The sequence below is a fragment of the Nocardioides hungaricus genome (assembly GCF_054782915.1).
Window position 1 is genome coordinate 82,788 of the sequence record NZ_BAAGRO010000020.1, and the last position, 14,409, is coordinate 97,196.

General features: G+C 74.0%; 13 protein-coding genes. 9 read left to right on the forward strand and 4 right to left on the reverse strand.

What is annotated here, in order from left to right; translation table 11 throughout:
• The first annotated feature begins 7 nt into the window (after positions 1-7).
• Complete coding sequence (locus ACYVKX_RS09450; RefSeq protein ID WP_460831229.1) at positions 8-952, forward strand: PDR/VanB family oxidoreductase; 945 nt, start codon at positions 8-10, stop codon at positions 950-952.
• Positions 953-1,015: 63 nt separating this feature from the next.
• Here the strand turns inward: ACYVKX_RS09450 and ACYVKX_RS09455 are convergent, their stop codons facing one another.
• From ACYVKX_RS09455 to ACYVKX_RS09465, 3 genes are all read right to left on the reverse strand, one after another.
• Entirely contained in the window at positions 1,016-3,151 is a 2,136-nt protein-coding gene (locus ACYVKX_RS09455; protein WP_460831232.1) for an acetate--CoA ligase family protein, read from the reverse strand.
• Positions 3,144-3,974: a p-hydroxycinnamoyl CoA hydratase/lyase gene (locus ACYVKX_RS09460; RefSeq protein ID WP_460831235.1), complete on the reverse strand. Its 831-nt coding sequence runs from the start codon at positions 3,972-3,974 to the stop codon at positions 3,144-3,146. The genes ACYVKX_RS09455 and ACYVKX_RS09460 overlap by 8 nt, the downstream gene beginning before the upstream one ends.
• 62 nt (positions 3,975-4,036) lie before the next feature.
• A complete protein-coding gene (locus tag ACYVKX_RS09465; protein ID WP_460831237.1) occupies positions 4,037-4,891 on the reverse strand; it encodes a PaaX family transcriptional regulator in 855 nt (284 codons plus the stop codon).
• A gap of 153 nt (positions 4,892-5,044) precedes the next feature.
• On the opposite strand from ACYVKX_RS09465, the gene ACYVKX_RS09470 reads away from it, so the two are divergent.
• Genes ACYVKX_RS09470 through ACYVKX_RS09505 form a run of 8 tightly spaced genes read left to right on the forward strand, consistent with a single transcriptional unit; the run spans position 5,045 to position 13,687 of the window.
• Complete coding sequence (locus tag ACYVKX_RS09470) at positions 5,045-6,328, forward strand: flavin-dependent oxidoreductase (protein WP_460831240.1); 1,284 nt, start codon at positions 5,045-5,047, stop codon at positions 6,326-6,328.
• Entirely contained in the window at positions 6,325-7,323 is a 999-nt protein-coding gene (locus tag ACYVKX_RS09475; protein ID WP_460831242.1) for an amidohydrolase family protein, read from the forward strand. The genes ACYVKX_RS09470 and ACYVKX_RS09475 overlap by 4 nt, the downstream gene beginning before the upstream one ends.
• A 23-nt stretch (positions 7,324-7,346) precedes the next feature.
• Positions 7,347-8,393 (forward strand): DODA-type extradiol aromatic ring-opening family dioxygenase, encoded by a 1,047-nt coding sequence (locus ACYVKX_RS09480; RefSeq protein ID WP_460831244.1) that lies wholly within the window; start codon positions 7,347-7,349, stop codon positions 8,391-8,393.
• Positions 8,390-10,258: an FAD-dependent oxidoreductase gene (locus ACYVKX_RS09485; RefSeq protein WP_460831246.1), complete on the forward strand. Its 1,869-nt coding sequence runs from the start codon at positions 8,390-8,392 to the stop codon at positions 10,256-10,258. Before ACYVKX_RS09480 ends, ACYVKX_RS09485 begins: the two co-directional genes overlap by 4 nt.
• Entirely contained in the window at positions 10,255-10,938 is a 684-nt protein-coding gene (locus ACYVKX_RS09490) for an RraA family protein (protein WP_460831249.1), read from the forward strand. Before ACYVKX_RS09485 ends, ACYVKX_RS09490 begins: the two co-directional genes overlap by 4 nt.
• Positions 10,935-11,600, forward strand: coding sequence for an RraA family protein (locus ACYVKX_RS09495; protein ID WP_460831251.1), 666 nt, complete (start codon positions 10,935-10,937; stop codon positions 11,598-11,600). The genes ACYVKX_RS09490 and ACYVKX_RS09495 overlap by 4 nt, the downstream gene beginning before the upstream one ends.
• Complete coding sequence (locus ACYVKX_RS09500; protein WP_460831255.1) at positions 11,597-12,235, forward strand: 4-carboxy-4-hydroxy-2-oxoadipate aldolase/oxaloacetate decarboxylase; 639 nt, start codon at positions 11,597-11,599, stop codon at positions 12,233-12,235. The genes ACYVKX_RS09495 and ACYVKX_RS09500 overlap by 4 nt, the downstream gene beginning before the upstream one ends.
• Before the next feature lie 12 nt (positions 12,236-12,247).
• Complete coding sequence (locus tag ACYVKX_RS09505; RefSeq protein WP_460831257.1) at positions 12,248-13,687, forward strand: NAD-dependent succinate-semialdehyde dehydrogenase; 1,440 nt, start codon at positions 12,248-12,250, stop codon at positions 13,685-13,687.
• Between the two features lies 1 nt (position 13,688).
• Here ACYVKX_RS09505 and ACYVKX_RS09510 read toward each other — a convergent pair whose 3' ends face one another.
• On the reverse strand, positions 13,689-14,144 hold the full coding sequence (locus tag ACYVKX_RS09510) for a MarR family winged helix-turn-helix transcriptional regulator (protein WP_460831259.1): 456 nt from the start codon (positions 14,142-14,144) through the stop codon (positions 13,689-13,691).
• Positions 14,145-14,409 lie beyond the last annotated feature (265 nt).

A 14,409-nucleotide genomic window follows, 5' to 3' on the forward strand; every position in this document is an offset into this window, starting at 1 on the left:
GCGACCGATGTCGGAGACCATGCAGACGCTGCGGGTGCGCGGGCTCCGCTGGGAGTCCGACGGCGTCGTGTCCGTCGAGCTGGAGGACCGCGCCTCCGGCGTACCCCTGCCGGCGTGGACGCCGGGGGCGCACGTCGACGTCCGGCTCCCGAACGGCCTGGTCCGCCAGTACTCGCTGTGCGGCGAGCCCGGTGCCTCGAGTTGGCGGATCGCCGTGCTCCACGAGCCCGGACGGGGCGGCTCGACCTACGTCCACGAGACGCTGAGGCCCGGCCAGCTCCTCGACGTCGTCGGCCCGCGCAACCACTTCGAGCTCGCGCCGGCGACGGCCTACGTGTTCGTCGCCGGCGGGATCGGCATCACGCCGATCCTCCCGATGGTCGGCGAGTGCGTGGCCGCCGGGCGGCCGTGGCGGCTCGTCTACGGCGGTCGGACCCGCTCGGCCATGGCGTTCGTCGACGAGCTGGCGGCGTACGGCGGAGGTGTCGAGCTCGTCCCCGAGGACGAGGTCGGCCCCATCGACGTGCCGGGCGCGCTGGCGGGCCTGCCGGCCGGTGCCGCCGCCTACTGCTGCGGCCCGGCCGGACTGCTCGACGCGGTCACGGCGGCGGCTCGCGAGGCCGGCGTCGAGTGCCGCACCGAGCGCTTCACCCCCGTGATGTCGGCGCGGGAGGCACGCGCCGGCGGGGAGTTCGACGTCGTCTTGAAGCGCTCGGGCCGCAGCCTCACCGTCCGGGACGGCGAGTCGATCATGGAGGTCGTCGAGCGGGCCGGCATCGTGCCGCCGTCGTCGTGCCGCGAGGGCACCTGCGCGTCGTGCGAGACCGGCGTGATCTCCGGTGCGGTCGACCACCGGGACGGCATCCTCACCGAGGAGGAGCGGCGCGAGAGCCTGACCATGATGATCTGCGTCAGCCGCTCGCTCGGCCCCGAGCTGGTGCTGGACCTCTGACCTGCGGCCGAGTCGGCGCGTCTTGCCCGCCCGGGGGCGCTGAGTCGGCGCGTCTTGCCCGCTTTAGTGAGCAAGATGCGCCGAGTCGCGCTTCTCTGGCGGGCAAGTTGCGCCGAGTCGGCGGTCGACGGCGGCGTCGAGGATCACGAGGGATCCGGAGTCGGTGACCGCGATGGGGTTCAGGTCGAGGCCGCGGATCTCGGAGCGGTGCTCGTGCGCGATCCGGCCGAGCGTCTCCAGCAGTGAGGTGAGCAGCTCGGGACGGACCGGCGTGCGCCCGCGCGCGCCGCGCAGCAGCGGGGCGCCGCGCAGGTCGTCGACCATCGCCTGTGCCTCGCCGGCGGCCAGCGGCACGCCGCGCATGGTGACGTCGGCGAGGACCTCGGCCCACACTCCGCCGAGCCCGAGCATCACGACCGGCCCGAAGGTCTCGTCGTGGTGGACCCCGGCGAGGAGCTCCACGCCGGCCCGGACCATCGGCGAGACGGTGACGCCCTCGATGGCCGCGTCCGGGACCGCGCGGCGGGCGGAGGCCAGGACCGCGTCGGTGGCCCGCCGGACCTCGTCGGCGTCGGCGCAGTCGAGCGCGACGCCGCCGGCCTCGGTCTTGTGCAGGATGTCGGGGGAGGACACCTTGACGGCGACCGGGTACCCGATCGCGTCGGCGGCCGCGGCGGCCTCCTCCGGTGTCGCGGCCAGCCGCTGCTCGACGACCGGGAGACCGTGCTGCGCCAGCCACTGGAGGGTGGAGCGCTCGGTCAGCACGGCGGGCAGCGGCACCGGCTCACCCGGGGCGGGGTCGGCGGTGCCGCCGGTGGCGGTGGCGAAGCGCCGGAGCCGCTGGAGCGCCTCGACCGCGCCCGCGGGGGAGGAGAGGACCGGTACGCCGGCGGCACGGAGCTCGTCTCGCAGCCGGTCGGACTCGGACCCGGAGAGGATGACCGCCAGGACCGGCTTGTCGGAGCGCCGTACGAGCTCGACGAAGCGCTCGGCCCACCGGACGCCGTCCGGGCCGCCCCCGCTGGGGACCGCGAGGATCACGCCGCCGACCGCAGGGTCGGCGACCAGGGCCTCGGCGATGTCGACCATGGCGAACGGGCGCTGCATGCTCATCGCGGTGACGTCGATGGGGTTGTGGACCGGCCGACCGGCCGTCCAGCTCGGCAGGTTCGCCGCCACGTGCTCGCTGGTCCGCTGGCTCAGCTCGGCCAGGGGTACGCCGATCTCGTCGGCCCGATCGGCGGCCATGCCGGCCGCCCCGCCGGAGTTGGTGACCATGGCGATGGCATCCGTCGCCGGGAAGCGGCCGAGAAGCGCGGCGGCGACCGTGGAGCCGACCTGGTCGACGTCGGTGACCTCGAGGACGCCGTACTGGCGCATCAGGGCCCGCAGCGTCGGATAGGAGCCCGCGAGCGCGCCGGTGTGGGAGCGGACCACCGAGCTGCCGCTCTCGGTGCGCCCGACCTTGAGCGCGACCAGCGGCTTGCCCACCTCGCGGAGCCGCCGGGCGACCGCCAGGAAGCGGTCCCCGTCGCGGACCTGCTCGAAGACGCACGCGACGACCCTGACCCGGTCGTCCTCGGCGAGGTGCTCGAGCACGTCGACGATCGAGACGTCGGCCTCGTTGCCGGTCGCCACCCCCAGCCCGAGCGGCAGCCCGTCGGCGAGCAGCCGGTCGCACAGCGAGGTCATCCCGGACCCACTCTGGGAGACGACGGCGACGCTGCCCGCGTCGCTCGCCGGCCGCCGCCCGTACCAGACGAAGGAGAGCGGCAGCCCGCGCACGTAGTCGTGGACGCCCAGGGTGTTCGGGCCGAGGAGCAGCATGTCGTGCTCGCGGGCGACGTGGCGCAGCCGCTCCTGGGCGGCCGCGCCGTCGGCGCCGCCCTCCGCGAATCCCGAGGAGACCACGATCGCCGCCCGGGCGCCGCGGCGGGCGAGGGCCTCGACCGCGGTCACCACCGCCGGGCCGGGGACGACGACGAGTCCGACGTCGGGAGCCTCGGGGAGGGACGCCGGGTCCGGATAGGCCCGGTAGCCGGCGATCTCCTCGCGGCCCGGGTTGACGGGGTAGACCGCGACGTCGGCCCCGGACTCGCGCAGGAAGCGGACCGGCTTGCCGGAGAGGGTGGTGAGGTCTCCGGACGCTCCGACGACCGCGACGCTGCGCGGCGCGAGGAGCGGGCGGAGATCACGCATCCGAGTCGGACCGGTCGTAGGCGCCCAGACCGGGCTTGTACTCCTTGGTGTCGAGGAACTGCGACATCCCCTTCTGGCGCCCGCGCTCGGGGTCGCGGGCCGAGAGCTGGGCGGCCTTCGCGGCGATGTAGTCGGTGGCCTGCTCGTAGGGCATGTCGACCGAGTGCCGGTAGGCCTCCTTGGTGGCGCGCAGCGTGTGCGGGTTGAGCTTGCGCAGCTTCGCGGTCAGCTCGTCGACCGCCGCCGGCAGGTCGGCCAGCGGCACCGAGTCGTTGACGAGCCGGATCTCCTTGGCACGCTGCCCGTCGAAGGTCTCGCCGGTGAGCGCGTAGTAGAGCGCGTCGCGGTAGCCGAGCGTGATCGCGACGTCCTTGGTGACCAGGCCGCCGGGCAGGATGCCCCAGTTGACCTCGGAGAGCCCGAACTGCGCCTCGTCCGCGGCGATGGCCAGGTCGCACGAGGTCAGCGGCATGAAGGCGCCGCCGAAGCACCAGCCGTTGACCGCGGCGATGGTGACCCGGGGGAAGAAGCGCAGCCGGTGGTAGGACCACTCCCGCATGGTCCACTTCGCGCGCTCGGACTTCACGGGGTCGTCCTCGGTGCCGCGGAAGTACTCGCGCAGGTCCATGCCCGCGCTGAAGGACTCCCCGGTGCCGGTGAGCACGAGCACGTCGGTGTCGGGGTCGGTGCTGAGCCGGGTGAGCGCGTCGAGCATCTCGTCGTTGAGCTGCGGGCTCATCGCGTTGCGCTTGTGCGGCCGGTTGAACGCGACCGTGGTGACGCGATCCTCGGTCTCGACCTTGATGCACTCGTAGTTGGGCATGCCTGCGCCTCTCCTGCTCACGGCTGAATGAGCCGAAACATATAACGCAATCTAGCGCGGCGTCAATGGAATGATACAGAATCCTGGGACAGCGCGGTGGCGTAGTGCGCCGCGGCGCCGTCGGCGAGCAGGGCATGCGCCTCGTCGAAGAGGCGGCGCGCCTCGTCGCCCGGCCAGCCCGGGGGCTGCAGCTCGGCGGGGAACTGCGGGTCCTCCCGCGCGAGCAGCCGGAACCGGTGCACCAGCGCGATCCGCTCGGCCAGCGCGGTCCCGCCGTCGAGCGCGCCGCTGCGGTAGTCGCCCATCCGCCGGCGCAGGGCGCGGATGAAGTCCTGGTACGCCGCCTCGAGATGGCTCACGTCCCAGCATCGGACGACCAGGGCGCGATCCTCGGCGAGGCCGGCCGTCTTGGTGGTCAGCATGGTCAGCCGGGCCGCCGCGAGGTGGGCGGTGGCGTCGGCCACCTGCGGCAGCCGCGGGTGGGGGCAGATCCAGGTTGCCGGCGCCAGGGGGCCGAAGCCGTTCCACGTCAGCTGCTTGCGGAGCTCCTCGCGGGTCTGCCGGTCGGGCTCGGGCACCGTGTAGATGATCATCGACCAGTTCCCGGTCCACGGCTCCGAGGGTGGCCGGAAGATCCGCCTCGCCCCGTCGTTCAGGACTCGCAGGCAGGCCGGCGCGAGCCGGTAGATCGACTCCCGCCCCTCGCGGCTCACCTCGAACCACCCCCGCTTGCGCAGCCGGGCCAGCGTGACCCGCATCGTCGGGCCGGGGATCGCGAGCTGCTCGCCCAGGGCGACCAGCGTCTTGAGGCGCAGCTCCCGGATGCCGGCCCGGTTCAGGTCACCGAGCAGGTCGACGACCACGGCGCTCGGCCGTGGCTCGGCGCCGTCCTGCGCCGACGGGGTCCGCGGGTCCACGACGGACAGCCTAACGACAAATTCGTATAACGCACTAGCAACGGCAATCGACAGAATGTTACAGTTCGGCCGGCCGCGGGTGATGTACGCCGCGGTACCCCATGCCAGCGAGATGCCGGCCAGATGCCAGCCAGATACCAGCGAGGTGACCGGGTGCAGGCAGACCAGGACGTCCCGGACGTGCTCGTCGTCGGGGCCGGGATCGGCGGCTTGACGCTCGCCCTCCAGCTGCACCACTGGGGCATCGCCTGCCGGGTGGTGGAGGCGGCGCCCGAGCTGACGGCGCTCGGGGTGGGGATCAACCTCCTCCCGCACGCCGCTCGCGAGCTGCACGACCTCGGCCTCGGTCCGGCCCTGGACGCGGTGGCCGTGCGCACCGCCGAGTCGCACTACTACAACCGGTTCGGCCAGCTGATCCACCGCGAGGAGCTGGGCGAGGCCGCCGGCTACCCGGTCCCGCAGTACTCCATCCACCGCGGCGACCTGCAGCTGCTCCTCCTCGACGCGGTGACCGAGCGACTCGGCCCCGGCGCCGTGCGTCTCGGCGCCACGCTCGTCGACGCGAGCCAGGACGAGCGGCAGGTCCGGGCCACGATCGCGACCGTCGACGGCGGCACGGAGGTCCTCGCCGCCGGCGTGGTCGTCGGCTGCGACGGCGTCCACTCCGCGGTCCGCGGCCTGCTGCACCCCGGCGAGCCGGCCCTGCGCTACTCCGGATACACCATGTGGCGCGGCGTGACGGTGGCGCCGCCGTTCCTCGGCGGGCGCGCGATGGCGCGCGCGGGCTGGCTGGCGTCGGGGAAGCTCGTCGTCTACCCGATCCGCGACCACGCCGACGGCACGCAGCTGATCAACTGGGTGGCCGAGGTCGAGACCGCGGAGCGCACCGACCGGGACTGGACCCGCCGGGGCGCGCTCGAGGACTTCATCGGCTCCTTCGCGGACTGGGAGTTCGACTGGCTCGACGTGCCGGGCCTGCTGCGCTCGGCCGAGTCGATCCTGGAGTACCCGATGGTCGACCAGGACCCCCTGCCGCGGTGGAGCTTCGGCCGCATCACCCTGCTCGGCGACGCCGCCCACCCGATGGTGCCGCGGGGGTCGAACGGCGCCGGGCAGGCGATCCTCGACACCCGGTCGCTGGCCGACCACCTGGCCGGTGCCGCCGACCCGGTCGCCGCGCTCGCGGCGTACGACGACGAGCGCCGACCCGCGACGAGCGAGGTGGTGCTGCTCAACCGCACCAACCCGCCCGACGCGATCCTGCGCGAGGTCTTCGAGCGCACCGGCGACCGCCCCTTCGAGCGGATCGAGGACGTGATCGGCGCGGAGGAGATCGAGGAGCTGCTGCACCGCTACCGCACGGTGGCCCGCTACACCCGGACCGACGTCCGGCATCCGCCGAGCCCGGCTACAGGAGACCCAGGAGACATGGCATGAAGATCGACATCCACGGACATGTGAGCGCCCCCGAGTCGCTCTACGCGTACAAGGCCGGCCTGCTCTCGCACCGTGGTGCGCACGGGCGCGGTAGCGTCCCGTTCACCGACGAGACCCTGCGGGAGGCGCTGCACGCCCCGCATCCGTCGTTCGCGAACCGCTCGCACCTGCAGCACCTCGACGACGCGGGGGTCGACCTGCAGCTGATCTCGCCGCGGCCCTACCAGATGATGCACAGCGAGCAGGGCGACCTCGTGCGCTGGTTCGGCGAGGAGACCAACAACGTCATCGCCGGCATCTGCGCGCTGGAGCCGGATCGCTTCCGCGGCGTGGCCGGCCTCCCGCAGAGCATGGACCTGCCGCCCGCGGAGTGGATGGCCGAGCTGCGCCGGTGCGTCGAGGAGCTCGGGTTCGTCGGCGCGCTCCTCAACCCCGACCCCTACGAGGGCACGGCCCAGCCGCCGAAGCTGAGCGACCGGTTCTGGTACCCGGTGTGGGAGACGCTCTGCGAGCTCGACGTCCCCGCCCTGATCCACTCGGCCGGCTGCCGGCTCCCCGCCCGGGAGGCATACTCCCTGCACTTCATCCAGGAGGAGACGCTCGCGGTCGCCGCGCTCGCGTCGTCCCAGGTGCTCGACGACTTCCCCGACCTGAAGATCGTCGTCTCCCACGGCGGTGGCGCGATCCCCTACCAGCGCGGGCGGTTCGAGCCGCGGGCGCTGCGCCAGGGCACCACCTTCCGCGACCAGCTCCGCAAGCTCCACTACGACACCTGCCTGTACTCCCGGGACTCGATCGAGCTGCTGCTGCGGGCCGTGGGGGTCGACCGCTGCCTGTTCGGCACCGAGAAGCCCGGGACCGGCTCGATGGTCGACCCGGCCACCGGCCGATGGGTGGACGACATCCACCTCCTCATCGAGGACATCGACTGGCTCGACGACGGCGAGCGCGAGCAGCTCTTCGAGCTCAACGCACGCCGGCTCTTCGGCCTCTGAGATCCCCCCGGAAGGACACGACGATGGCACAGATCGCCCTGGGCGTCGGGAGCTCGCACGCCCCGCAGCTCAGCACCCCGCCGGAGGACTGGGGCCTGCGCGCGACGGCGGACCGGCGCAACACCGCGCTGGCCTTCCGCGGCCGGACCTACGCCTTCGAGGAGCTGCGCGCGGTGCGCGGCGCGGCGTTCGCGGCCGAGTGCGAGCCGAGCCAGATGCGCGAGCGGCACACCCGCAGCCGCGCCGCGATCGACCAGCTCGCGGCGGCGGTCCGGGACCGCGACCTCGACGTCCTGGTGATCGTCAGCAGCGACCACAAGGAGACCTTCACCGACGAGCTGCTGGCGCCGTTCGCGGTCTACTGGGGCGAGACGGTCCAGCACGAGCCGCTCACCCAGGAGGACCTCGACGCGATGCCCCCCGGCCTCGCCGTCGCCGAGGTGGCCAACGTCCCGGAGGTCAGCACCACGCGGACCTGCCACCCCGACCTGGCGCTGCACCTGATCCGCAGCGCCGGCGCGGCCGGCTTCGACGTCGGCGCCTCCCGGATGCTGCCCGCGGGCCGGTACGGCGACCACGGCATCCCGCACGGCTGGGGGTTCGTCCTCCAGCAGATCCTCGGCGAGGACGGGCAGATCCCGATCGTGCCGGTGTTCGTCAACACGTTCTGGCAGCCCAATCCGCCCTCGGCGCGGCGCTGTCACGACCTCGGGGTCGCGCTCGGCGAGGCGATCGCCGGCTTCCCGGCCGACCTGCGGGTGGGCGTCGTCGCCTCCGGGGGGCTGTCCCACTTCGTGCTCGACGAGGACCTCGACCGCGGGTTCCTCGACGCCCTGTGCGCCGAGGACGCGGACCGGATGAGCGGCCTCGCCGACGACCTCCTCGTGGCGGGCTCCTCGGAGCTGCGCAACTGGATCGTCGTGGCCGGCGCCCTCGCCGGCCGGGGGCTGCGGGCCGAGGTCGTCGACTACGTGCCGTGCTACCGGACCGACGCGGGCACCGGCTGCGGCATGGGCTTCGTCACCTGGACCCCCGACGCAGAGGCCGACGCAGAGGCCGCCGGCGCATGACCCGCCCGCCCCTCCTGGACCCGGTGCCGGCCGACGAGTGGCCCGACCAGGTCGACGTCCTGATCGTGGGCGGCGGCCCGGTGGGCCTCGCCAGCGCGATCCTGCTCGCCCAGCGCGGCGTCGACGTCCTGCTGGTCGAGCGGCGGTCGTTCGACACCCGCTTCCCGCGCGCGCACCTGCTCAACGTGCGGACCATGGAGATCTTCCACGAGATGGGGGTCGCCGACGACATCTACGCCCAGGGCCCGAGCAACGACTGGCACCGGGTCGTCTGGTACACCTCGGTGACCGGCCCGACGCCGCTGCACGGCCTCAAGCTGGGCGAGGTCCCGGCCTGGGGCGGTGGCGCCGACGCCGACCGCTACGCGGCGGCGAGCCCGCGGCCGTTCGCGAACCTCCCGCAGCTGCGCCTCGACCCGCTGCTGTACGCCCACGCGGCCGCCTGCTGCCCCGGCCGGGTCCGCGCCCACGCGGAGGTGGTCGCGCTCGAGCAGGGGCCCGAGGGGATGTCGGCCACGATCGAGGAGCGCGCCAACGGCCGGCGCCACGACGTCCGCGCGCGCTACGTGATCGCCGCGGACGGCGGGCGGGTCAGCTCCCGGCTGCTCGGCGTCGAGCTGGACGGCCCGACCGCGATCCGCGACGTCACCAGCTTCTACCTGAGCACCGACCTGTCGATGTGGACCGAGCCGGACGCGCTCCTGGCGCACTTCATCCAGCCGCGGGGCAGGGGCCGGCCGGTCGGCACCCTGCAGGCGCTCGGCCCGGTGTACTACGGCCGCCGGTCGGCCGAGTGGCTGGTCGCGGTCGCGCGCCGACACGGCGGGGACGCCGACGACGAGGTCGCGCTGGCCGATGCGCGCGCGATGCTCGGGATCGCCGACGACCACCCGCTCACCGTGCACGCGGTCAGCCACTGGCAGTACGAGGCGGTCGTCGCGCGCCGCTACCGCGTCGGCTCGGCCTTCCTCGCCGGCGACGCCGCGCACCGGCACCCGCCGACCGGCGGGCTCGGCCTCAACGGCGGCGTCCAGGACGCCGACAACCTGTGCTGGAAGCTGGCCCTCGTCCTGCGGGGCCGGGCGCCGGAGTCGCTGCTCGACACCTACGAGCTCGAGCGGCGGCCGACGGCGGCGTACTACGCGGCGCACGCCCTGGAGAACGCCGGACGGCACGCGCCGATCGGCGCGGCCCTCGGCCTGGCCGACGCCGCCACCGAGGAGGACGGCTGGGCCGAGATCGGCACCCTGGTCGCCGACACGCCGGACGGCGAGAAGCGGCGGCGCCTGGTCGAGCAGGCGGTGGCCGACAACGCCAACGACTACGGACAGCTCAACGTCGAGGTCGGCTACCACTACTGGGCCGGGGCGTTCGTCCCGGACGGATCGCCCGTGCCCGCCCACGCGTCGTCCCCGATCACCTACCTGCCCACCACCCGGCCCGGCCACCACCTGCCGCACGCGTGGCTGGACTCGCCCCAGGGGTGGGTCTCGACCCACGACCTGGTCGAGCCCGAGCGGCTGACCCTGCTCGTCGCCGAGACGGCCGCCGACGCCTGGCGGTCGGCCGCCGCCGGCCTCGACGACGTACGGGTCGTCCCCGTCCCGGACCCCGACGGGGAGTGGGCCGAGGTCCGCGAGGTGGGCGAGACCGGCGCGGTGCTGGTGCGTCCCGACCACGTCGTCTGCTGGCGCGCGGCCGCGCTGCTCGCCGACGCCGGCGAGAGCCTCCGGTCGGCGGTCGGGGTGGTGCTCGCCGGAGGCGCCGCGCCGCCCGACGACCCGGCCGCGCCGTACCTGGAGCGCATCCACGCCGCCGCTGCCGGACTCACCCGCCGACCACGAGAGGGGGCCGAGCGCCCATGACCGTCGACCACACGGGCGACATCGACGTACTCGCCCGCCTGCGCGACCTCGACACCTGCGCCGTCTCCGACGCGCTCGACACGCTCGGCCTGAGCGGAGCGACCGTCGGGCTCCACGGCCTCTGGCCGGCCGGGCGGACGGTGGTGGGGCGCGCCTTCACGGTGACCGCGGGGCCGCGCGAGCCCGGCGCGCCGGGCGAGCACATCGCGGCCGCGGCCATCGAGGAGGCCACCGACCGGCACGTGCTCGTCATCGCGAACAGCGGCCGGGTCGACGTGTCCTGCTTCGGCGGCATCCTCACGCTCGCCGCCTCCCGCCGGGGCATCCGGGGCGTCGTGATCGACGGCGCCTGCCGCGACATCGCCGAGTCCGAGGCCGCGGACCTCCCGGTCTGGGGCCGCGCCGTCGTGCCGGTCAGCGCCCGCGGCCGGATCGTCCAGGTCGCCAGCCGGCAGCCGGTCACGGTCGCCGGCGTGAGCGTCGCCCAGGACGACTACGTCGTGGCGGACCGCAACGGGGTCGCGTTCGTCCCCGCCGCCCGCGTCCTCGACGTCCTCGACCTCGCCGACCGGATCGTCGAGCGCGAGACGGGCATGGCCGCGGCCGTCCGGAGCGGGCAGCCGGTCACCGAGGTCATGCACGACAGCCGATTCCCGACGATCGAGGAGACCGCACCGTGACCGAGCACCCGCTGGCGGCCCACTCGACCGCCACCATCTCCGACGCCCTCGACCGGCTCGGGCGGCCCGGCTCGCTGCACGGCATCGCGCCGCTCTTCGACGGTGCCCGCCTCTGTGGCCGCGCCTCCACCGTCCGCTACGTGCCGGCCGGTACGCCGCCGGGCACGGTCGGCGACTACCTCGACGACGTCCCCCCGGGCGAGGTCGTCGTGCTCGACAACGCCGGCCGGACCGACTGCACCGTGTGGGGTGACATCCTCACCGCGATGGCGGCCGACCGGAACGTGGCCGGCACGGTCATCGACGGCGTCTGCCGCGACGTCCACCGGGCCCTGAGCGTCGAGTACCCGATCTTCAGCCGGGGCCGGTTCATGCGCACCGGCAAGGACCGCGTCGAGGTCGCCGAGGTCGGCGGCACGGTCACCGTCGCTGGCGTCCAGGTCCGCGCGGGCGACCTCGTCGTCGGCGACGCCGACGGCGTCGTGGTCGTCGCCGCGGAGATCGAGGGCGAGGTGCTCGCGATCTGCGAGAGCATCGCCGAGCGCGAGAGCCGCATCCTCGCCGACGTCTTGGCCGGCACGAGCCTCGCCGAGGCGCGCGGCGCGCACGGCTACCACCTCCTGCAGCGCCGGGCCGACGAGCCGGACGAGGAGTCGTCGTGATCGGCCTCGACGTCGTCGACGGGTACGCCGCCGAGCTCCTCGAGCTGGGCTCCGCGACCCTCTACGAGGCGTCCGGCGACCCCTGCTGCCTGCCCGCGACCCTGCGCCCCGTCTGGGACGCCGCGACCGTCGTCGGCCGCGCGCTGCCGGTCCGGACCGCGGCCGGGGACAACCTGCCGTTGCACCTGGCGCTCGAGCAGGCAGAGCCGGGTGACGTCCTCGTCGTCGACGCCGCAGGTGCGGCCCACGGCTACTGGGGCGAGGTGCTCACCGTCGCCGCCCAGGCCCGGGGAGTGCGTGGACTGGTGATCGACGGCGGAGTCCGCGACACCGGGCGGCTCCGGGAGCTCGGCTTCCCGGTGTTCAGCAGCTCGGTCGCACTGACCGGCACCGGCAAGAGCGACGCGGGCAGCATCGGCGCGCCGATCCGGATGGGCGCCGCGACCGTACGCCGCGGCGACGTGGTCGTCGGGGACGCCGACGGTGTCGTCGCCCTGCGCGGTGAGCGCCTCACCGAGATCGTCGCGGCGTCCCGGTCGCGCGCGGCCGCGGAGGCGGCGTACCTCGAGCGTCTGCGCGCCGGCGAGCTCACCCTGGACATCTACGGCTTTCGGCGAGCGGCCGACCGACCCTAGGAGGACGGATCTGTGGACTACCCCCAGCTCTCGCTGCTGATCGCGGGAGAGTGGCGCGCCGGAGACGGCCGCGACACCCTCCCCGTGGTCGATCCCGCCACCGGCGAGGCGATCGCGGCCCTTCCGGTCGCGACGACCGTGGACCTCGACGACGCCCTCGACGCGGCCGCGGCGGCGTTCGCCTCGTGGCGCGACACCCCCGCCTACGACCGGTACCGGATCCTGCGCCGTGCCGGCGACCTCCTCCGCGAGCGCGCCGAGACGATCGGCCGCCACACCACGCTCGAGCAGGGCAAGCCGCTGCGCGAGTCCGTCGCGGAGGCGCGCAGCGCCGCGGACATCCTCGACTGGTTCGCCGAGGAGGGCCGGCGGGTCTACGGCCGGATCGTCCCGTCGCGGTCGGCCGACGTCCGGGACCTGGTGCTGCGCCAGCCGGTGGGCCCGGTCGCCGCCTTCACGCCGTGGAACTTCCCGATCACGATCCCGGCACGCAAGCTCGGCGCCGCCCTCGCCGCCGGGTGCCCGGTGGTCTTCAAGCCCGCCGAGGAGACGCCGGCGACCGGGCTGGCCCTGGCGCGTGCGCTGGTCGACGCCGGCCTGCCGCCCGGCGTGCTCAACGTCGTGTTCGGTGTGCCGTCGGAGATCTCGACGCACCTGATCCGCTCCCCGCACATCCGCAAGGTCACCTTCACCGGCTCGACCGCCGTCGGCCGCCGGATCGCCGCGCTCGCGGCCGAAGGCGTCAAGCGGGTCACGCTCGAGCTCGGCGGGCATGCGCCCGTGCTCGTCTTCCACGACACCGACGTCGCCGCGGTGGCGCGGCGTGCGGTCGGCTCGAAGTTCCGCAACGCCGGGCAGATCTGCATCGCGCCGACCCGGTTCCTGGTCCAGGAGGGTGCGTACGCCGGCTTCGTGTCGGCCTTCGGCGAGGCGGTCGCGGCGCTGCGGCCCGGGAGCGGCCTGGACCCGGCGACCACGATGGGACCGCTGGCGCATGACCGCCGTCCCGCCGCCGTCGAGGAGCTCGTCGTCGACGCGATCGACCGGGGCTCGCGGGTCGTCACCGGCGGGAGGGCGGTCGAGCGGCCGGGCTACTTCTGGGAGCCCACGCTCCTGGCCGACGTGCCGGCCGACGCCCGGGTGATGCACGAGGAGCCGTTCGGCCCGGTCGCGCTCGCGGTGCCGTTCCGCGATCTCGACGAGGCGGTCCTGCGGGCCAACGAGCTGCCCTACGGCCTGGCGTCGTACGCCTTCACCTCCTCGCAGCGCACCGCCTTCGCGGTCGCGGAGCGGATCGAGGCCGGGATGCTGGCGGTCAACCACTTCCGGCTGATCGGGCCCGAGACGCCGTTCGGCGGGGTGAAGGAGAGCGGCTACGGCTCCGAGGGCGGCTCCGAGGGCATCGAGGACTTCCTGCACTCCAAGCTGGTCAGCGAGGCCGCGGGCCTGTGACTCAGGATCGGGACTCGGCCCGGAGCGCGTCGATGCAGGACAAGATGTCGTCGCGGAAGCCCTCCGTGCGGCCCGGATCCAGTCCGGTGAGCATCCGGTCCTCGAGCGCCCGGATCTCCGCCGCGCACTCGCTCAGGACCTCGTGCCCCCGGTCGGACAGGGTGATCTCCAGCAGCCGGGCGTGCTGAGCGCTCTGCGACCGCACGATGAGGCCCTTGGCGCGCAGCGCGTTGACGAGCTCGTTGGCGGCCTGGGCGCTCACGAAGGTACGCCGGGCCAGCTCGGCCGAGGACAGCCCCGGCCGGACCTCCAGGATCGAGAGTGCGGTGTACTGGGGGACGGTGAGGCCGCGCGGGCGGATGACCTGCTCGATCCTGGACCGCAGCAGCGACTCCAGCTGCTTGACCAGGTACATCGTGCGCGCCTCGGCGGTCGCCATCCCGGTCGATCTCTTCATCCGTGGCACTCGGGCTCTCCCTCTGAGGATGGTCGACGTGCCACGCGGGCCGGGTCTCCCAGGTGATGGACGCAACGACTGTACAGGTCGTGCGACGTCCCGGCGGGGCGGTCGTTGCCGACGACCGAACCGCCGCGGATCGAGAGAACAGTATCAAGACTCTTGACACTCCTGATTCGTTGAATCATCCTAGGACGCGCGCTGCGTGTCACCTCGAGGCTCGTGCTCTCGCGGCGCATCAGGCCGAGCTGGAGGGTCGGAGCGG